18 protein-coding genes are annotated in these 18177 nt (G+C 65.0%); 7 read left to right on the forward strand and 11 right to left on the reverse strand.

Going from position 1 to position 18177, the window contains the following annotated elements; genetic code table 11:
• Positions 1–8 precede the first annotated feature (8 nt).
• On the forward strand, positions 9–314 hold the full coding sequence (clpS, locus tag DPM33_RS21330; RefSeq protein WP_112099449.1) for an ATP-dependent Clp protease adapter ClpS: 306 nt from the start codon (positions 9–11) through the stop codon (positions 312–314).
• 144 nt (positions 315–458) lie between these two features.
• Here clpS and DPM33_RS21335 read toward each other — a convergent pair whose 3' ends face one another.
• Genes DPM33_RS21335 through DPM33_RS21350 form a run of 4 tightly spaced genes read right to left on the reverse strand, consistent with a single transcriptional unit; the run spans position 459 to position 7305 of the window.
• Entirely contained in the window at positions 459–2546 is a 2088-nt protein-coding gene (locus DPM33_RS21335; protein ID WP_112099406.1) for a hypothetical protein, read from the reverse strand.
• Positions 2547–2549: 3 nt separating this feature from the next.
• Positions 2550–5369: a DUF4159 domain-containing protein gene (locus DPM33_RS21340; RefSeq protein ID WP_112099407.1), complete on the reverse strand. Its 2820-nt coding sequence runs from the start codon at positions 5367–5369 to the stop codon at positions 2550–2552.
• Positions 5366–6301: a DUF58 domain-containing protein gene (locus DPM33_RS21345; RefSeq protein WP_112099408.1), complete on the reverse strand. Its 936-nt coding sequence runs from the start codon at positions 6299–6301 to the stop codon at positions 5366–5368. Before DPM33_RS21345 ends, DPM33_RS21340 begins: the two co-directional genes overlap by 4 nt.
• Positions 6301–7305 carry an AAA family ATPase gene (locus DPM33_RS21350; protein ID WP_112099450.1) on the reverse strand — a complete coding sequence of 335 codons (1005 nt, stop codon included), beginning with the start codon at positions 7303–7305 and terminating at the stop codon, positions 6301–6303. The genes DPM33_RS21345 and DPM33_RS21350 overlap by 1 nt, the downstream gene beginning before the upstream one ends.
• Before the next feature lie 155 nt (positions 7306–7460).
• Here DPM33_RS21350 and DPM33_RS21355 point away from each other — a divergent pair, with 155 nt between their 5' ends.
• Genes DPM33_RS21355 through DPM33_RS21365 form a run of 3 tightly spaced genes read left to right on the forward strand, consistent with a single transcriptional unit; the run spans position 7461 to position 10002 of the window.
• Positions 7461–8105 carry a DUF1285 domain-containing protein gene (locus DPM33_RS21355; RefSeq protein WP_112099409.1) on the forward strand — a complete coding sequence of 215 codons (645 nt, stop codon included), beginning with the start codon at positions 7461–7463 and terminating at the stop codon, positions 8103–8105.
• A complete protein-coding gene (locus tag DPM33_RS21360; RefSeq protein ID WP_112099410.1) occupies positions 8105–8737 on the forward strand; it encodes a CoA pyrophosphatase in 633 nt (210 codons plus the stop codon). The genes DPM33_RS21355 and DPM33_RS21360 overlap by 1 nt, the downstream gene beginning before the upstream one ends.
• On the forward strand, positions 8734–10002 hold the full coding sequence (locus DPM33_RS21365) for a CCA tRNA nucleotidyltransferase (RefSeq protein ID WP_245442300.1): 1269 nt from the start codon (positions 8734–8736) through the stop codon (positions 10000–10002). Before DPM33_RS21360 ends, DPM33_RS21365 begins: the two co-directional genes overlap by 4 nt.
• Positions 10003–10024: 22 nt before the next feature.
• Here DPM33_RS21365 and DPM33_RS36680 read toward each other — a convergent pair whose 3' ends face one another.
• From DPM33_RS36680 to hemF, 5 genes are all read right to left on the reverse strand, one after another.
• Complete coding sequence (locus tag DPM33_RS36680) at positions 10025–11005, reverse strand: S8 family serine peptidase (protein ID WP_112099451.1); 981 nt, start codon at positions 11003–11005, stop codon at positions 10025–10027.
• A 73-nt stretch (positions 11006–11078) separates the two neighbouring features.
• A complete protein-coding gene (locus DPM33_RS21375; protein WP_112099412.1) occupies positions 11079–11657 on the reverse strand; it encodes a hypothetical protein in 579 nt (192 codons plus the stop codon).
• A gap of 279 nt (positions 11658–11936) precedes the next feature.
• The gene (locus DPM33_RS21380; protein WP_008877709.1) at positions 11937–12122 is read right to left on the reverse strand and encodes a DUF1059 domain-containing protein; all 186 of its coding nucleotides are present in this window, start codon (positions 12120–12122) and stop codon (positions 11937–11939) included.
• 240 nt (positions 12123–12362) lie between these two features.
• Entirely contained in the window at positions 12363–12623 is a 261-nt protein-coding gene (locus DPM33_RS21385; RefSeq protein WP_112099413.1) for a DUF1344 domain-containing protein, read from the reverse strand.
• 246 nt (positions 12624–12869) lie between these two features.
• Positions 12870–13784, reverse strand: coding sequence for an oxygen-dependent coproporphyrinogen oxidase (gene hemF, locus DPM33_RS21390; protein ID WP_112099414.1), 915 nt, complete (start codon positions 13782–13784; stop codon positions 12870–12872).
• Positions 13785–14069: 285 nt separating this feature from the next.
• Between hemF and DPM33_RS21395 the strand changes: the two genes are divergently transcribed.
• Positions 14070–14327, forward strand: coding sequence for a hypothetical protein (locus DPM33_RS21395; protein ID WP_112099415.1), 258 nt, complete (start codon positions 14070–14072; stop codon positions 14325–14327).
• Between the two features lie 20 nt (positions 14328–14347).
• On the opposite strand, the gene soxR is transcribed toward DPM33_RS21395, so the two are convergent.
• Entirely contained in the window at positions 14348–14791 is a 444-nt protein-coding gene (soxR, locus tag DPM33_RS21400) for a redox-sensitive transcriptional activator SoxR (RefSeq protein ID WP_112099416.1), read from the reverse strand.
• A 148-nt stretch (positions 14792–14939) separates the two neighbouring features.
• Positions 14940–15398 (reverse strand): tRNA (cytidine(34)-2'-O)-methyltransferase, encoded by a 459-nt coding sequence (locus DPM33_RS21405; RefSeq protein WP_112099417.1) that lies wholly within the window; start codon positions 15396–15398, stop codon positions 14940–14942.
• Between the two features lie 467 nt (positions 15399–15865).
• On the opposite strand from DPM33_RS21405, the gene DPM33_RS21410 reads away from it, so the two are divergent.
• Positions 15866–16264 (forward strand): hypothetical protein, encoded by a 399-nt coding sequence (locus DPM33_RS21410; RefSeq protein ID WP_245442301.1) that lies wholly within the window; start codon positions 15866–15868, stop codon positions 16262–16264.
• Positions 16265–16292: 28 nt separating this feature from the next.
• Positions 16293–18173 carry an ABC transporter ATP-binding protein gene (locus DPM33_RS21415; protein ID WP_112099419.1) on the forward strand — a complete coding sequence of 627 codons (1881 nt, stop codon included), beginning with the start codon at positions 16293–16295 and terminating at the stop codon, positions 18171–18173.
• Positions 18174–18177 lie beyond the last annotated feature (4 nt).

The raw sequence follows: 18177 nt of genomic DNA on the forward strand, positions 1-18177 counted from the left end.
TGGATCCGATGCCTGAAACCGTCATCAAACCCCGCGTCAAGACACAGCCGAAGACCGAGCGGCCGAAGCTCTACAAGGTCATCCTGGTCAATGACGATTTCACGCCACGCGAGTTCGTGGTGACCGTGCTCAAGGGCGAGTTCAAGCTCAGCGAGGACCAGGCGCACCGCGTCATGATCACCGCGCATACGCGCGGTGTGTGCGTCGTCGCGGTGTTCACCAGGGATATCGCGGAAACCAAGGCGACGCGGGCGACCGATGCCGGCAAGGCCAAGGGCTATCCGCTGCTGTTCACCGTCGAGCCGGAAGAGTAGGGGCTCTCCCTCGCCCCGTTTGCCGGTCGAGCAGGGTGAGGGGTGAGGCAAGCACTGATCTTTAATCGCAGGCGTTGGCGCCGCCCCTCATCCGCCCTTCGGGCACCTTCTCCCCGTGGAACGGGGAGAAGGAAGAGGTGGCGCTTACCGCCCCTCGCGATACCACATCGAGCCGATGGCGAGCAGCAGCAGGCCGAGGCCGAGGAAGCCGCCGAACAGCGGCACGCGCGACACGGCCTCGAGGGCGCTGTCGTCGGTGGTGCGCAGGCCGATCCAGTCGTCGCCGGAAGCGGCGGCCGAGGAGCGAACCGGCACGATCGACGGCAAGGCGACGCCGCCGGCGAGATTGCCGAGCGCGGAGGAAGGGGCAAGCCTGCGCACGCTGCCGCCGGTCGCCTCGGCAGGCGCCTTCAGCCTGTCCTCGGTCGAGACCACGTCGGCGAATTCCGGCGCATTGATCGGACCGACATGGGCTAGCGCGGTCAAGTCGCCATTGCCGATCTGGTAAAGGCCGATCTCGCTGGTCTGCAGGCTGCCGGTGAAGATGCCGGGCTCCGATTTTTCGAGTTTCACCGTCACGGCTTTGCCGGAGGGCGTGATCACCTGCGCGGATCCGGGATCGTCGCTCATCGTCTGGCGGCGGATTTCAAGCATCATGCCGCGGCCGTCGGCGGTCAGCCGTTCCTCTTCCAGCTCCGGTTCCTTCATCAGCCAGTGGGCGATGCGGCGATAGAGCTGGACATGCGGTCCGCCGCCCTCGAAGTCGCGCGCCCACAGCCAGCCCTGGTCGGAGAGCAACATGCCGACACGGCCTTCGCCCTTGCGGTCGAGCAGAAGCAGCGGCCGGTCGTCGGCGCCCTTCATCACCACTTCGCCTTCCGGATTCTTGACGCCGATGGTGCGGAACCAGCGGCTCCAATGCGGCGGCTCGCTCGCCGAGCCGTCGAGCCCGCGCGTCACCGGATGGCGCTGGCCGAGATCCGTCAGGCGCGGATAAAACGCCTTGTCCACCACCTCGCCGGTCGGCATGGCCGGCAGCGCGGCGTTGAGCGGCGTGCGGGCAATGGAATTCTCGCCGGCATATTCGGGACCGGCGGCAATCAGCAGCGCGCCGCCCTTTTCGACATATTCGGAGATGTAGTCGTAATAGAGGATCGGCAGCACGTCGCGGTGCTGGTAGCGGTCGAAGATGATCAGATCGAAATCCTTGATCTTCTCGACGAACAGCTCGCGTGTCGGGAAGGCGATCAGCGACAATTCGTTGATCGGCGTGCCGTCCTGCTTTTCCGGCGGACGCAGGATGGTGAAGTGGACGAGATCGACAGAGGCGTCCGATTTCAACAGATTGCGCCATGTGCGCTCGCCGGCATGCGGTTCGCCGGAAACCAAGAGCACGCGCAGGTTTTCGCGGATGCCATCGACCAGGGCGATCGCCCGGTTGTTGGCGTCGGTCAGTTCGCCCGGCTCGCGGTCGATGCCGAGCTGGACGATGTTGCGGCCGGCATTGGGGATGGTGACCGAGAGCTTCATCGGCTGGCCGACGGTCGCGTGCTCGACCGAGATCTGCTCGCCGTTCACCGAGACCCGCACATCCACCGGCGCGCCATCACCTTCCGTCGAAATGACGCGGTAGGTCATGTCGAGCGGTTTGCCGACGAGGCCGAAGCGCGGCGCGTTCTCGAAGCGGATGCGGCGATCCTTCTCGTGCTCGTTGCCGGTGATCAGCGCATGCAGCGGCGCGTTGAACTCCGGTGCGCCGGCGGGCGCATCGTGCACCTCGCCGTCGGTGATCATTATGGCGCCGCCGATGCGCGACGGCGGCACGTCGCGGAAGGCGCCCTCCAGCGCGCTGAACAGCTTGGTCTCGGTGCGCTCGTCGGCGGCCTCCGATTTGCCGGCCTCGACGACACGGACATCGAACTGCTTGAAGCGGGTGAGCCGTTGCTGCATTCCGGCCAGTGCCTCGTCGGTCTGCTTGCCGCGGTCGCCGATGTCCTGACTCTGGCTGCGGTCGACGATGAGGGCGACGACGCTCTTCAGCGCCTCGCGCTCTTCGGCGAGGAACACCGGGTTGAGCAGCGCCGCGGCGAGCGCGAGCAGCGCGATGAAGCGCAGCGCCGAGCCGCGCTGGCGAAACCACAAACCGACCAGCGCCAGCAGCAGCAACGGCACGGAGAGCAGGCCGAAGAGCGGCCAGGAGACGAGCGGTTCGAAGGAGATCGACCAGTTCATGCGCTACTGCCCCAGCCGTTCGAGCAGCACGGGCACATGCACCTGGTCGGATTTGTAGTTGCCGGTCAGCATGTACATCATGATGTTGACGCCAGCGCGCAGCGCGTAGACGCGCTGCATCGGGTCCGGCGGCACGGTCGGCAGCATCGGATCTCCGTTCTCGTCGATCGCCCAGGCACCGGCGAAATCATTGGCGGTGATCATGATCGGCGAGACGCCGTCGCCGGTGCGCACGGGCCGGTTCTCGGTGTTGCTTGCCTCAAGCGAGGCCTCGACCCAAAGCGGGCTGCCGTTGAAGCGGCCGGGGAACTCCGGAAGGATGAAGAAGGATTTGGTCAGCACATGGTCCGACGGCACCGGTTCCAGCGGCGGCACGTTGAGATTGGCGAGAATGTCGCGCAGCCTCTCGGTCGCGGGGCCCGCCGCGCCGGCGCCGATGCCGTTCGAAAACTGATCGCGCGTGTCGAACAGAACCGTGCCGCCCTGCTGCATATAGGCATCGATGCGGGCGATCGCCGCCTGGCTGGGCATGGGCGCCGATGCATCGATCGGCCAATATATCAGCGGAAAGAAGGACAGTTCGTCCTTGGCGATGTCGACGCCGGCCGGCGGGCCGGGTTCGAGCGCGGTTTTCTCGATCAGGAAGCGGGTCAGGCCTTCGAGGCCGGCACGGCTGATCGAATCGACGCCGGGCTCGCCAGTGATCACATAGGCGATGCGGGTCTTCGAAATGTCCTCGATCGCCTGGGCGTCGCCGGGTTTGGAATCGTCGGCGCGGGCAAGATCGGCGTGGCCGAAGAGGCCGCCCAGCACGACCAGAACGGCCGCGGAGGTCGCCACGGCCGTTCGGCGCGGCCGGCGCGCCAACAGGCCACCCATCCAGAACACGGCCAAAGTGTCGAGCACCATCAGCAAAAGCGCGATGGCGACCAGCGGACCCTTGAGGTTCTCCGATTCGTCGAAGGCATAGGGGATGGCGGTCACCGGCAGGGAGACCTGCGGCCGCGTCAGCGGCGCGAACGTGCTCGACGCGTTGAGAAGATTATGCGCAAAGACGCCGGTCTCCGAGCCGTAAAGGCCGGGCGGGTTTTCCAGCGTCACAGGGAGCGGACCGGCGCCGGGCACGAGCGGCCGCGCATCGGGCGAGGGCGGCGTCAGCAGGCCGTCGGCGCCGATCATCCGATAGGGTGCCAGCGACGCGGCGGCGGCTTCGGCATTGGCGATCGCGGCGCCTTGGTTGCGCGACAGCTGCACGACGCGCCGCAGCATCTCGACGAAGGTGCCCGAGATCGGCAGGTTCGACCAGGTCGCCTCGGGCGTGACATGGAAGAGCACCAGCGTGCCTTTGTCCTTCTTCATGCCCGTCACCAGCGGCGTGCCGTCGGCAAGCGTGGCCCAGGTGCGCTCGACGATGTCGGGCGTCGGTTCGGCCAGAACCTGCCGGCTCACCGTCACCTCGGAGGGCGGGGAAAGATCGGCGAAGGGTCCGTTCTTCGGGAATTCCGTGACCGCCTGCGGCGTCGTCCACGACAGCGCGCCGCCGAGCGCGCGTTCCCCGCTCCGTAGCCGGACCGGCAAAAGGTCGTCGTCATTGCCGGCCGCGGCAAGGCGCGGCCCGGCAAAACGCGCCAGCGTGCCGCCCTTGTCGACCCAGTCGACCAGCCGCTGCTTGACCTGCTCAGGAATGGTGCCGACATCGGCCATGATGATCATCGCCGGCTTCTGGTCGAGAAGCTGCGGAATGGCGTCGGCGAGATCGGCGCTCGAGGGCTCGACAAGGTCGGCGAAGGGCTGCAGGGCGCGGCGGATATAGTAGAGCGGCGACAGAAGCGGTTGCGCCTGGTCGGCCTCGGCCTGCGAGAGCAGGCCGACGCGCCGCCGCTTCGAGCTTTCATCCAGCACGCGCACGGCGCCGGCCTGGTGCTCGCCGTCGAGCGCGATCGAGGCAAAATCGTTGCGCAATTCGAACGGCACCGTCATCGTCGCCGTGGCGGCGGCTTGGCCGGGCGCGAAGGTCAGCATCGCATCGGCGATGCGGCGGCCCTTGTCGTCGAAGGCGCCCGCGGTGACCTGCGCCGGCGCCGGATCGCCCGGCGCTCGGATGGCTGTCAGCGCGAAGCCGTCGACCTGGTTGTCCGCGCCGATGAGCCCGGTCAGCGGCATCCGGTCGGACGTCGCCCAGACCAGCCGCGTCGCGTTCTTTGCGAGCAGCGTCCTGAAAGCGATGTCGTCGCCCTTGGCGGCAAGCCCGTCGGCCAGCACGGCAACACTGGCGCCGGGCAGGCGCTCCAGCGCGGCGGCGACGCGGGCGTAGACGGCCGGCCGGTCGGTCGGGACCGGCCGCGGCTTGGCGGCGCGCAGATGATCGAGCGCGGCCGAGGCGTCGAAAGGACCGATCTCGGCGTTCGGCTTCTCGGCGGTGAAGGCGATGACGACCGGTACCCCGTTCGAGCCTGCATCGCCGATCAGCCGCTCGGCTGTGGCGACGCGCTTACCCCAGTCGGCGGCACTTGCCCAGCCATTGTCGATGACGAGCGCCAGGGCAGCGCCTTCCGCCGGCAGTTTTTCGCGCGGATTGAAGACCGGCTCGGCCAAAGCCATCACCACAAGTGCGGCCATCAGCAGCCGGAGCAGTGTCAGCCACCAAGGGCTCTGTTGCGGGGTCTCTTCGCGCCTCAGGACGCGAGCGAGGATTTCCAGCGGCGGAAAAACCTCCGTCTGCGGCTTGGGCGGGGTGAGCCTGAGCAGCCACCAGATCACCGGCAGCGCCAGAAGCCCCCACAGCACCATGGGCGCCCCGAAGGAAAGCGGCAGCCAGCTCATGCGACCGCCTTTCCAGCTCGATTGGCAATTGACGCTGCGTGCCCGCCTTCCACGGTCATCGCCATGTGGACGCGCACCAGCGCCTCGGAGGCGAGGCGGTCGGTGTGGTTGACGGTGTAGCTCCAGCCGAGACGCTTGCACCAGGCGGCCAGTTCCTCGCGGCGAGCCCTGTAGAGCAGGCGATACTCATCGGCCAGTGTCTCGGCGCGGCCGGCGGTCAGCTTGTCGCCGGTCTCTGGATCGGTGAACTCGGTGCGGCCGGCATAGGGGAAGGTTTCCTCGGCCGGGTCGGCGACCTCGATCAGATGCGCGCGCACGCCGTGGCGGGCGAGCACGTCGAGCCAGGTCATCGTCTCCTCGACCGGATCGAGGAAATCGCTGACGAGGATGATGTCGCAGAAGCGGCGGATGGCCGACAGGTCGGGCTTGGCGGGCAGCGCGCCGGCATGGCTGAGCTGGGCGGCGATGCGCTCGGCGCCGTTGCGGGCGGTGAACGGGTCGGTCAGGCCCGGCCAGGCGATGCGCTCGCCGCTGCGCGACAAAAGCTCCGCCAGGGCCAGGGCCAGCACCAGCGCGCGCGATTCCTTGGAAACGCCGGCTCCGGCAGATTTATAGAGCATGGAAGGCGAAGGGTCGGCCCAGAGCCAGACGGTGTGAGCCGCTTCCCATTCGCGGTCGCGCACATAGGTGTGGTCGTCCCTGGCCGAGCGGCGCCAGTCGATGCGCGAGGAATCGCCTTCGACATAGGGCCGGAACTGCCAGAAATTCTCGCCGATGCCGCGCTTGCGGCGGCCGTGCCAGCCGGCGATCACCGTGTTGACGATGCGGCGCGCCTCGACCAGCAGATCTGGCACCAGTGAAGCCCGCAACCGGCCACGGGCGAGCGCGTCGCGCGTCGCAACCGGAGCCTGGACCTCGCCTATTCGACCCATCAGATGCCTTTTGCCAGTTTCGCCACCACGTCGCGCACAGAAGTGCCTTCGGCGCGGGCGGCGAAAGTCAGCGCCATGCGATGCTGCAGCACCGGTTCGGCCAGGGCGCGAACGTCGTCGACCGAAGGCGCCAACCGGCCATCATATAGGGCGCGGGCACGGGCGCACAGGGTCAGCGCCTGGCTGGCGCGCGGACCCGGTCCCCAGGCGACATGCTTGTCGGTCTCGGCGTTGCCCTGGCCGGGCCGGGCCGAGCGCACCAGCCTGAGGATCGCCTCGACGACGCTTTCCGGCACCGGCATGCGGCGGATCAGCGTCTGGATTTCCCTCAGTCTGGCCGGCTGCAGCACGTTGTCGGCCTTGGCCTCGTCGACGCCAGTCGTCTCAAGCAGGATGCGGCGCTCCGCCTCGATTTCCGGATAGAGGATGTCGACCTGCATCAGGAAGCGGTCGAGCTGCGCTTCGGGGAGCGGATAGGTGCCTTCCTGTTCCAGCGGGTTCTGCGTCGCCAGCACATGGAAAGGCGAGGGCAGGTCATGGCGGGCGCCGGCGATGGTGACGTGATATTCCTGCATCGCCTGCAGCAGCGCCGATTGCGTGCGCGGCGAGGCGCGGTTGATCTCGTCCGCCATCAGCAATTGCGTGAAGATCGGCCCGGAAATGAAGCGGAAGGAGCGCTTGCCGAATTCGTCCTGCTCCATCACTTCGGAGCCGAGGATGTCCGACGGCATCAGGTCGGGCGTGAACTGGACGCGGCGCGAATCGAGGCCGAGCACGATGCCGAGCGTTTCGACCAGCTTGGTCTTGGCGAGGCCCGGCACGCCGACCAGCAGCGCGTGGCCGCCCGCGAGCAGCGCCACCAGCGTGCGTTCGACAACGGCTTCCTGGCCGAAGATAACCCGGCCGACCGCGTCGCGGACCCTGGAGATATCGGCCAGCGCCTTTTCGGCTTCCTCGATCATCGCGGTTTCGCTGATCGGGCTTTCCTTGATCATCACGCTCATGCCGTTTCGATCCTTGTGGTTGGAAATACCGGCCTGCATTCTCAATGTCGCAGAATGCCGCGATTCGCCCCCGCCTGGCGCCTCTATTCGAACTTAAATCACAGACTTAGGCGGACAAGGCTGACAATCGGGACAACAGTGACTATTTCGTGACCATGGCCGAACGCAGCGAACATCGTGAACAAAGCCTGGGCGAACAAAGCCTAACCAGCGCCACCGAGGCTCGGGGCCTGGAGGCGCTGATCTCGCGGGCTGCGCGCGCCGGCAAGGGGCCGGCGCCGGTCGAGCGCTGGAACCCGGAGTTCTGTGGCGACCTCGATATGGAGATCAAGGCCGACGGCACCTGGTTCTATCTCGGCACGCCGATCGGCCGCTTGCCGCTGGTGCAGCTGTTTTCGAGCGTGCTGCGCAAGGATGCGGACGGCAAGACCTACCTGGTGACACCGGTCGAGCGGGTCGGCATCCGTGTGGCCGATGCGCCCTTCATCGCCGTCGAAATGAATGTTTCCGGGAGCGGCCATGACCAGGTCATCACCTTCCGCACCAATGTCGGCGATGTCGTCGCCGCCGGACCCGGCCATCCGCTGCGTTTCGTCGACGAAGAGGAAACCGGCGGCCTGAAACCCTATCTCCTGGTGCGCGGCCGGCTGGAGGCACTGGTGGCGCGGCCGGTGATGTATGAACTGGTCGAGCATGGCGAGGAAATCGATATCGACGGCAAGACTATGTTCGCCGTCCGCTCGGGCGGCGAGGTCTTTCCGATCATGCCGGCCGAGAAACTGAAACGGCTGAGCCTGTGATGGACCAGGTGACGCCGGCACCGTTCTCGATCGCTGACTTTCGCGCCCGCGTCGCGGCGCAGGCGGCGATCGTCCCGGGCGACGATTTCGGCGATCATCGCTTCAACCCCGGCCACCCGAGGCTCCAACACGTCAAGCCGCTGCGCGACGCCGCGGTGCTGATACCGGTGATCGACCGTGCCGAGGGCGCCATGGTGCTGCTCACCAAGCGCGCCGAGAAATTGCGCAGCCATTCCGGCCAGGTGGCTTTTCCAGGCGGCACCATCGACCCGACCGATCCGGGCCCCGAAGGAACGGCGCTGCGCGAGACCTTCGAGGAGATCGGTCTCGATCGCGACCATATCGAGATCATAGGGCGTATGCCTGATTATGTTGCAGGCAGCGGCTATCGCATCGTGCCGGTGCTTTCGGTGGTGCGTCCCGGCTTTTCGCTGACGCTCAATACCGATGAGGTCGACGCGGCCTTCGAGGTGCCCCTGAGCTTCCTGATGGACCCCTTCAACCACAAGCGCGACAGCCGCTTCTGGAACGACCTCGAATGGTTCTTCTACGATATGCCCTATGGCGACCAGCGCATCTGGGGCGTCACCGCAGGCATCGTACGCACCCTTTACGAGAGACTCTACGCTTGAGCGCCGTCATCACTCTTTTGGGCAAGGCCGACTGGCTGCACGACGAGCATCTGCAGCGGCTTCTGGCCGTGCTGAAGGAAGGCGGCGAGGAAGCGCGCGTCGCCGGCGGCGCGGTGCGCAACACGTTGCTCGACCAGCCCGTTGCCGACATCGACATCGCCGCCACGACCTTGCCCGACGAGATCATCCGTCGCGCCGAGGCGGCCGGCTTCAAGACGGCGCCGACCGGTATCGAGCATGGCACCATCACCGTGGTGGCGGGCGGCAAGCCTTATGAAGTGACGACGCTGCGCGCCGACGTGGAGACCGACGGCCGGCGGGCAAAGGTGATTTTCGGCCGCGACTGGAAAGCCGACGCCGAACGGCGCGACTTCACCATCAACGCGCTCTATGCCGAAGCCGATGGCACGGTCGTCGACCTCGTCGGCGGCGTCGCCGATATCGAGGCGCGGCGACTGCGTTTCATCGGCGGCGCCGAAGCGCGCATCCGCGAGGATTATCTGCGCATCCTGCGCTTTTTCCGCTTCTTTGCCTGGTATGGCGACGGACGGCCTGACGCGGAAGGGCTGAAGGCTTGCGCGAGATTGAAGGAAGGGCTTGCCCAGCTTTCGGCCGAACGCGTCTGGTCCGAGCTGAAGAAGCTGCTGTCGGCTCCGGATCCCTCGCGCGCGCTGCTGTGGATGCGTCAGGCGGGCGTGCTTTCCGCGGCGCTGCCGGAAAGCGAGAAATGGGGCATCGATGCCATTCACGGCCTGATCAGGACCGGGAAGGATCTCGGCTGGGCCGTCGATCCAATACTGAGGCTGGAGGCGATCGTCCCGCCCGACGCCGTGCGGATGAAGACGCTTGGCGAACGGCTGCGGCTTTCGAATGAAGAGGCGGGTCGCCTGCGGCATTGGGCGCTCACCGCCGCGCCGGAAGCGAAGGTAACCGAGACCGAACTGGCCAAAAAACTCTATTATGGCGATCGCGATGGCTATCTCGATCGCATCCGGCTGGCGCTCGCCGCGGCGCGGACGCGCGCGGTCGAGGACAATCAGGCGATGATGGAAGCCGGCGGTTTTTCGCGCCTGCTCAATTTCACGCTGAAATGGGAAAAGCCGGTGTTTCCGATCAAAGGCGCCGACCTCACCGGGCTTGGCGCGGCGCCGGGGCCGAAGCTCGGCGCCACGCTGAAGAACCTCGAGAAGGAGTGGGTCGGGTCAGGCTTCACCCTTGAACGCGACGCGCTGATGCAGCGCGCCGCGCAAGCCCTGGAGATTTAGTCGGTCAGGCGACCGTCGCCCGTCAATGGATCGCGACGGGAGCCAGCGCCCGCGAAAGGCTTGCCTCGCCCTTGCCGTAGATGGACGGGTCGTAATTGGCCAGCGTATCGGTGCGAGCCGTGTTGAGCAGGTCGTTGGTTATCTGCACCGGCGTCGCCTTGGTGAACTTGCTGCCGATGATCGCGGCGTAGCCGGAAATGATCGGCGCGGCGAAGGACGTTCCGTAAAGACCGGTCTTGTCGCCTTCGACGCCAACCACGAGGAAGTGGCTCTGCACCTGCGTATTGGAGCCGGCGTAGTCGGAATACCAGGCAAGCTGAGCCTTGTTGGTCGTGGTGCCGTTCGTCGACAGCGCGCCGGCGAAGATCGCCGTCGATTTGCCGATCAAAGCGAGGTCGAGATAGTCCTGTTGGCCGTTGATGGCCGCGCCGACGGCGACGGCGTCGTTGCCGGCCGCCTTCGAGACGATGGCAGAGCCTTTGGTGGCGTAAGAGATGATCGACGCCTCTTCCGGGGCCCAGCCGATCTGGTTCACGCTGTAGCCCGCGGTCGTATACATGCCATAGCTGAGGTTGAGCACGTTGAGGCCACCCGCCAGCGGGACGTACGAGCCCGTCGAGAAATCCTTGGAGCGGATGGTTGCAGAGGGAGCGATCATGCTTGCCTCCTCGCGCGTCCATTCACCATGCCGCTGCGTCTGCACGCCGATGCCGAAATTGCCGGAGAAGCGTGATGTGCTGCTGAAGTCGTCGACCATGGTGATGGTGACGCCCTTGCCCTTGTAGCCGGCAGCCCACGCGGCGCCGACGTCCGGGCTCATCCAGCTCTGGACGGCCTGTGTCGTCCGCGAGACCGGGATCGTTGCGCTCACGCATATCGATCCGCCGCCATGGCAGAGCGCGGCCATCTCGTCCGGGCTCAGAGCGTCCTGCGCCGACGCGATCGGTGCCGAAAGGATGGCCAAGGCAGCAGCGAGGCCGAACTTCAGGGAATTAGCCGACATGTTCATACTCCAATCAGAAAAGAACCAGGGCGGACGACTTCGGAGCGAAATGATTCTTCATTCGAGCCTCCGATCAGAAAGTGAGACGGTAGTTCAGCCACAGATGCATGGTCTCCGGCTTGGCGCTAACCAGATATTTCAACGTTTCCTCGGGCGCGGTCTCGCCCGCCGCCAGCCGGCAGTTGACGCTGTAGGTTCCCAGGTCGCCATAGTCGGCCTCGCAGGGCTTTTCCGTGAGATTGCCGCCGATGACCGAGGTGACCGAAAGCGACAAGGTGCTGTTCGGATTCGGATGGATCTGCGTGAGAAAACCAAGCTTGAAGCTGGGCTCGATGCGGTATTTCTCGGCTTGCTCTCCGGTGCCAAACCCCCAGAGAATGCCGGTATCGGGCGTGATCTGGGTGAGAAGATCGATATGCATGTCGACCCAGTTCGCATGGTACCAGCGAGTGAACGATACCCAGCTTCCGCTCTGCAGTTCGTAGCCGCCGTTGCCGAGGCCCCTGGCGCGGTCGCTGAGCGGAGAGCCCTGATGAACGTCGACGAGCGAGGTGGTCCACTCCTGGGCGGCTGCCGTGGACGCGCACAGCAGAGTGCACGACAACAGTGCCGCCGTGCAGAGACCACCCCGGATGTTGGATCGCTCGCGCATGCGCGAAGCACCTCGCCCCACCATTCCGGACAGCGCCTTGATGGCGAAGGGCTCCTCGGGCAGCCGCCTCTGGCCGGATCATACGCGGCAGAGTCGCACGCGCACCGTTACCGGGAGGTTATCCAAGCCGTTACGAATATAAGAATTTGCTTGATTATGCGGAAAAAGTGCCTCTGCCGGCGATCCAAAGGACCACCTGCAAAGAGAGCGCATGTGCCGGAAGCAACGTTCCGCTCTTGCCTGTCGGCTTGCCTGGTTCGAATTCCGCGACGTAGCCGCTCAGGCGGCGTCGCGGACCTTCTGGATGCGCGAGCGGATCGCCTCGATCATCGTCTCGCGGATGACGGTCTCGCCATGGGTCTCGCGCATATGCTCGACGGCCCGGCGCATGACCTCCGCTTCCTCGTCGGCGCGCGTGTGCCAATCACAGCCGGGAACCAGCGATCCGCATTGGAATTCCTTCATGGCCCTTCCTTTCCTAGCGCAGGTGGTTCGGCCTTGGCCGACCGGCCCCTGATGTTTTGTCTTGGCAGTCCGGAATAGAAACGGCGACGCGCCTCTTCCGGTTGCTCTGCCGGACTACCATAACACGCGCCCGACGGTTCGGTTGCATCGAAAGTCCAGTCTCGGAATGGAAAGGAAAGGCGGAGCACGATGCCCCGCCTTTCCCTGCTGCCTGAGAACTGGACCTTCAGAGCAGGGCCGTTACTTCATGATCTTGACGGCCTCGGCAATCTTGTTCTTGCCGCTCATGTCCCAGGACACGCGGACCTTCTCGCCGGCCTGGATGCCGGGATCCTTGAAGGCCTTGGACAGGGTGAAGGTCGATCCATCATCCAGAACAAGGCTCATTGCCGTTCCGTCAAAGTTCTTCACGGTGCCGGTGGTGTGCTTGACCGCCGCGAACGCGGCGCCACCGGAGGCGAGAAAGGCGGCGGCTGCCGCGGTCACGATAAGCTTGCGCATGGCATGCTCTCCTGGAAATGCGGGCGCCCGTCAGGCAAGGCGCCCCTCTCGATCAGGGCCGTCAAGTCGCGTCGGATCACGGCTCGCAGCGATAACGAACCGCCGACGCTTCCCGACCCGACGATCCTAAATAGCTCAATTTTTTCAAAAGGATATTAGACGAAAAAGAAATCCGACCCGCCACATTGCCGGCCAAGATTCGGCGAATGGGACGGCAATGCGACCATGGCCGCGATCACCGGATCGTTACGGCCATTTGACCTCGGGCGGCAGGCTGGACAGGATCGAGGCGACATTGCCGCCGGTCCTAAGGCCGAAGATGGTGCCGCGATCGTGAAGCAAGTTGAATTCGACGTAGCGGCCGCGCCGGATGAGCTGTTCGTCGCGCTCGCCATCGGTCCAGTTATGGTCGAAGTTGCCCCGCACCAGATGGGCATAGACGACGAGGAAAGACCGTCCGACGTCCTGGACGAAATTGAGATCGGCGTCCCAGCCGCCTTTGTCCTCGTCCGAATGCAGCCAGTCGAAGAAGATGCCGCCGATGCCGCGCGCCTCATCGCGGTGCGGCAGGAAGAAATACTCATCGCACCAGGCCTTGAATTTCGGATAGTCGGCGACCGCGGCGTTCTTCTCGCAGGCGAACTGCATGGCGCGGTGAAAGGCGATCGTGTCGGGGTCGTCCTGGACGCGGCGGCGATCGAGCACCGGCGTCAGATCGGCGCCGCCGCCGAACCACTGACTGGTGGTGACCACCATGCGCGTGTTCATGTGCACGGCCGGCACGTTGGGGTTCCAGGGATGGGCGATCAGCGAGATGCCGCTCGCCCAGAAGCGGGGGTCCTGCTCGGCGCCGGGGATCTGCTTCCTGAACTCGGGCGAGAATTCACCATGGACGGTGGAGGTGTGCACGCCGACCTTCTCGAAGACGCGGCCGCGCATCATCGACATGGTGCCGCCGCCACCGCGGCCTTCATCGCGCTCCCACGGAGTCTTCTCGAAATGGCCGGGCGACCATGCGGATTGCGGTCCGGCGAGTTCCTGCTCGATCTGCTCGAAGGTGGCGCAGATGCGCTCGCGCAAAGCCTCGAACCAGAGGCGGGCCTTCATCTTCTTCTGCTCGATGTCGGCCGGCAGCCCCACGGGAAGGTCAGGTCTTTCCAATTCAGTCTCCAGCCACAGGCGCACTTGCCCGACAAATGACCTAGTGGAGTGAATTTGACATTTGCACACCGCATGGCGCAGGGCACGATGAAAATGTCGAATTCGAAAACTCCACTAGAAACATAAACTTGCTAGTGGCCCTTGTGATTCCAACACTTGCAACGGCTTTACGGATACGCGGGCGAGTGTTGGAATCGGACCACTAGTTTTTTCTGCGCGCGATCCCTAATCTCTTGAGGGCAAGGGTCAAGTCCTGTCTGACCAAGGTGCAAAGGAGCTCCCTTCGTGCGCACCCCGGCGAGACCGCCGCTGGATGGCTTGAAGAAGAGGCTGGAACGCTCGCGGGCCGAGCGCGCAGGCCAGCCGCGCGATGGATTCCTGCGCGAGACCTTCGTGTTGCCGAGGCCCGCCGCGCGCCTCAAGGCCAAGGAGTGGTTCGAGCGCTTCCCCAAGCAGGCCTACTGGACCGAGATCGAAAGCTGGTTCGAACGCCCGGGCGACGTGATCGAGTTCACCATGCGGCGGTTGCCTGCCGCCGATTGAGGTGCCTTGGAGCTAGATCGTCAGCTCACCACCAGCCGCCTCGCGCCCGTTCCCTCCCGCGCCAGCCGATCTTCTTTGTTCCGGAGCGGGCACTTGTCGATCGACATGCAGCCGCAGCCGATGCAGTCGGTCAGGCCATCGCGCAATTTCTTCATTTGCGCGATCTTGTGGTCGAGCTCGTCGCGCCAGGCCGTCGAAAGCAGGTTCCAGTCCGCGCGCGTCGGCGTCCGTTCTTCAGGCAGGGACTGGAACGCCTGGGCGATCCCGGCCAGCGAAATGCCGACCTCCTGGGCGACGCGGATGATTGCCACGCGCCGCAGCACATCACGGCTGTAGCGCCGCTGGTTGCCCGACGTGCGGTGACTGCGGATCAGCCCGCGCGCCTCGTAGAAATGCAGCGCCGACACCGCCACGCCGCTGCGCGCCGCCACCTGGCCGACCGTCAATTCCCTTACCGGAGCCATACTCGAATTCCCGCTTGACCTCAAGTTAAGTTGAGCTTGTAGCGAAAGGGGGACGATATGGCAAATGCAGGAGAAGGCGATGTGCGCCTGGGCAAGAATGACGGCGAACGGGGCGGTAATTCGGGATAGTGAGCAAGCGTGGAGCGTTCTAGCCGAGCTGGCGAAGCGCTTCGCCCGCGACCATGGCGACCGAGAGCGCGACGTTGATGCTGCGCGCGCCCGGCCGCATCGGAATGGTCAGTCGCGCATCCGTCGCCTGGTGGACTTCCTGCGTCACGCCGGCGGATTCGCGGCCGAACAGAAGAATGTCGCCGGCGGCGAAAGCGAAGTCGGTATAGGCGGTCGTGGCCTTGGTCGTGAGCAGCACCAGGCGGCGAGCATGCGCCTTGCGCCACGCCTCGAAGGCGTGCCAGTCGGCATGACGGGTGAGCGCCGCCATTTCGAGATAATCCATGCCGGCTCGTTTCAGCGCCCGGTCGGAGAGCGGGAAGCCAGCCGGTTCGACGATGTCGACGCCAAGGTCGAGGCAGGCGGCGAAGCGCAGGATTGTCCCGGTGTTGCCGGCGATATCCGGCTGGTAGAGCGCGATGCGGAGACGATCGTTCATTTCCGCGTCCTGCTAATAAGTGGCAGATCGGGCACAGGCATCTCCGGCTTTCGGCGATTTCTGGACTGGCGGGTGGCCATTTTCTGCGAAGTCGAGTATATGCTCATCATCGTCAACCCAAACCGCAGGAGGGGGACCACATGATCACCATGCACTTCCAGCTCCTCTCCGGGGCTCACGTATGCCCGCAGGCGGTTTCGGTACGACGATTCTTCTGACACTTTAAGTCTTCATCGCACCGATTCCCGCCGAACCCAGTTTTCGGCCTTCGAAGGAATCTTGCGATGTTTTTCAAACTGCCAAAGGGGCTCCGCGCTCCAGCCGTACGTGTCAGGACCGACACTTGTCGTGTCCCAACCGACGTTTGTCGTCACGTCCCGACCGATTCGATCCGCGCCTCCGGCCGAATGCCAGGGGTCGAGGTCGCATCACCCTTTTTCACGCATTTGCACATGGAGGACGGACCGATGTTCGATCCCTACAAAATACCCGGTTCAAGAAGCCTGCACGAGCGCAAGGTGGCGACCTGGGCGCTGCTGATCGGCGAGACCTATTCGTCGGCGGTGCATGCCGAGGAACGGCGCCGGCCGCATCGCGGCATGCTGCCGGACGTCGATTTCTCGCGCGCCGTGCCCGACCACAGCCGGCCGACGCTGGTGCGCCGGATCATCCGTTGGATCCGGCCCGGGGACAAGAACCGGGCCGGCTCGAGCGTGCCGTCCGGATCGTCGAGCGAGCCTGTCGGCGAAAAGCCCGCGACACCCTATATTGCGCGAAGCAGGGCCGGCGATGCGGACGATTCCGTATCGCCGGCCCGCGGCGTCGCGCGGCCGCAAAGCCTAGCCCATCAATCCCGCGCCGCGTGAAGCGCGCATAGCATTGTGAGTGCCCGGAATGTTCCACTGGTTTGAAAAGAGGCTCGATCCGTTCCCCGCCGAGGAGCCGGTCGAACCGCCGAAGACGCTGATCGCCTTCTGCGTGCATTACACGCGCGGCGCCTGGCCCTATATCGCCATCGACGCAGTGCTGGTGGCGGCGATCGCCGTCGCCGAAGTGTGGATGTTCGGTTTCATGGGCCGCATCGTCGACTGGCTGTCGGCGCAGAACCGCGAGACCTTCCTGCAGACCGAGAGCTGGAAGCTGGCCGGCATGGCTTTCATCGTGCTGTTTGCGCTGCCCGGCACGGTCTGGTTGCGTTCGCTGGTCAACCAGCAGACGACGATGGGCAATTATCCGATGCGCATCCGCTGGCAGGTGCATCGCTACCTGCTGAAACAGTCGATGGCTTTCTACCAGGACGAGTTCGCCGGCCGTATCGCCACCAAGCTGATGCAGACGGCACTTGCCGTGCGTGACTGCGTCATGAAGGTCATAGACGTCCTCAACTACGTCATCGTCTACTTCCTCGGCATGCTGCTCATCGTCGGCTCGGCGGACTTGCGGCTGGCCGCGCCCTTGGGCGTGTGGCTGCTCGGCTATATCGCGCTGCTGCGCTATTTTATTCCGAGGCTCGGCAAGGTTGGCGAGGAGCAAGCCAATGCGCGCTCGACCATGACGGGTCGCGTCGTCGACAGCTACGCCAACATCCAGACGGTGAAGCTGTTTTCCCACGCGCGCCGCGAGGCGGGCTTCGCGAGGGAAGGCATGGCGGGCTTCCTCGAGACGGTCTACCGCTCGATGCGACTGGTGACGGTGCTCTACGGCCTGCTCTATATCCTGAACGCGCTGCTGCTGTTTTCGGTCACCGCGCTGTCGCTGTGGCTGTGGCTCGGCGATGCGGTGACGATCGGCGCCGTCGCCGTGGTCATCGGCCTGGTGCTGCGCATGTGGGGCATGTCGCAGTGGATCATGTGGGAAATGTCGGGCCTGTTCGAGAACATCGGCACGGTGCAGGACGGCATCCAGTCGATTTCGCTGCCGCGGCTGGTCGAGGATAGGCCTGGCGCGAGGGACATCACCATTGCCCATGGCGAGATCCGCTTCGAGGACATACGCTTCCATTACGGCAAGCAGAAGGGCGTCATCGAGAACCTGTCGCTGACCGTGAAGCCCGGCGAGAAGGTCGGTATTGTCGGCCGATCCGGCGCTGGCAAGTCGACGCTGGTCAACCTTTTGCTGCGCTTCTACGATCTGGAAAGCGGCAGGATAGTCGTCGACGGCCAGGAGATCGCGGCGGTGACGCAGGATTCGCTGCGCGCGCGGATCGGCATGGTGACGCAGGATACCTCGCTGCTGCACCGTTCCGTGCGCGAGAACATCCTCTATGGCCGGCCCGATGCGACCGACGAGATGCTGGTGGAGGCGGCGAAGCGCGCCGAGGCGCTCGACTTCATCTCCGAGCTTTCCGATTCCGAAGGGCGTAAGAGTTTCGATGCCTATGTCGGCGACCGCGGCGTCAAACTGTCCGGCGGTCAGCGGCAGCGCATTGCGATTGCCCGCGTCATGCTGAAGGACGCGCCGATCCTGATCCTCGACGAGGCAACCTCGGCGCTCGATTCGGAAGCAGAGGCGGCGATCCAGGAGAACCTCTACAAGCTGATGCAGGGCAAGACCGTGATCGCCATCGCGCACCGGCTGTCGACGATCGCGGCGATGGACCGGCTCGTCGTCATGGACAAGGGCCGCATCATCGAAGAGGGCTCGCATGAGGAGCTCGTCGCCAAGGGCGGGCTTTATGCCCAGCTCTGGCAGCGTCAGTCGGGCGGCTTCCTGCTCGATGACGGTCCGGCCGAGTCCGATGCCAAGGCGCCTGAAACCGGAATGGCGGCGGAGTAACGCG

This window comes from Mesorhizobium hawassense (assembly GCF_003289945.1).
Taxonomy (GTDB): Bacteria; Pseudomonadota; Alphaproteobacteria; order Rhizobiales; family Rhizobiaceae; genus Mesorhizobium; species Mesorhizobium hawassense.

Coding starts and splice junctions, on each gene's coding strand:
- DPM33_RS21350 (WP_112099450.1), bottom strand. CDS start 7,305: ATGAGCGTGATGATCAAGGAAAGCCCGATCAGCGAAACCGCGATGATC.
- DPM33_RS36680 (WP_112099451.1), bottom strand. CDS start 11,005: ATGTCGGCTAATTCCCTGAAGTTCGGCCTCGCTGCTGCCTTGGCCATC.
- soxR (WP_112099416.1), bottom strand. CDS start 14,791: ATGGCTCCGGTAAGGGAATTGACGGTCGGCCAGGTGGCGGCGCGCAGC.
- DPM33_RS21355 (WP_112099409.1), top strand. CDS start 7,461: ATGGCCGAACGCAGCGAACATCGTGAACAAAGCCTGGGCGAACAAAGC.
- DPM33_RS21410 (WP_245442301.1), top strand. CDS start 15,866: ATGTTCGATCCCTACAAAATACCCGGTTCAAGAAGCCTGCACGAGCGC.
- DPM33_RS21340 (WP_112099407.1), bottom strand. CDS start 5,369: ATGAGCTGGCTGCCGCTTTCCTTCGGGGCGCCCATGGTGCTGTGGGGG.
- DPM33_RS21405 (WP_112099417.1), bottom strand. CDS start 15,398: ATGAACGATCGTCTCCGCATCGCGCTCTACCAGCCGGATATCGCCGGC.
- clpS (WP_112099449.1), top strand. CDS start 9: ATGCCTGAAACCGTCATCAAACCCCGCGTCAAGACACAGCCGAAGACC.
- DPM33_RS21335 (WP_112099406.1), bottom strand. CDS start 2,546: ATGAACTGGTCGATCTCCTTCGAACCGCTCGTCTCCTGGCCGCTCTTC.
- DPM33_RS21360 (WP_112099410.1), top strand. CDS start 8,105: ATGGACCAGGTGACGCCGGCACCGTTCTCGATCGCTGACTTTCGCGCC.
- DPM33_RS21380 (WP_008877709.1), bottom strand. CDS start 12,122: ATGAAGGAATTCCAATGCGGATCGCTGGTTCCCGGCTGTGATTGGCAC.
- DPM33_RS21345 (WP_112099408.1), bottom strand. CDS start 6,301: ATGGGTCGAATAGGCGAGGTCCAGGCTCCGGTTGCGACGCGCGACGCG.
- DPM33_RS21375 (WP_112099412.1), bottom strand. CDS start 11,657: ATGCGCGAGCGATCCAACATCCGGGGTGGTCTCTGCACGGCGGCACTG.
- DPM33_RS21415 (WP_112099419.1), top strand. CDS start 16,293: ATGTTCCACTGGTTTGAAAAGAGGCTCGATCCGTTCCCCGCCGAGGAG.
- DPM33_RS21385 (WP_112099413.1), bottom strand. CDS start 12,623: ATGCGCAAGCTTATCGTGACCGCGGCAGCCGCCGCCTTTCTCGCCTCC.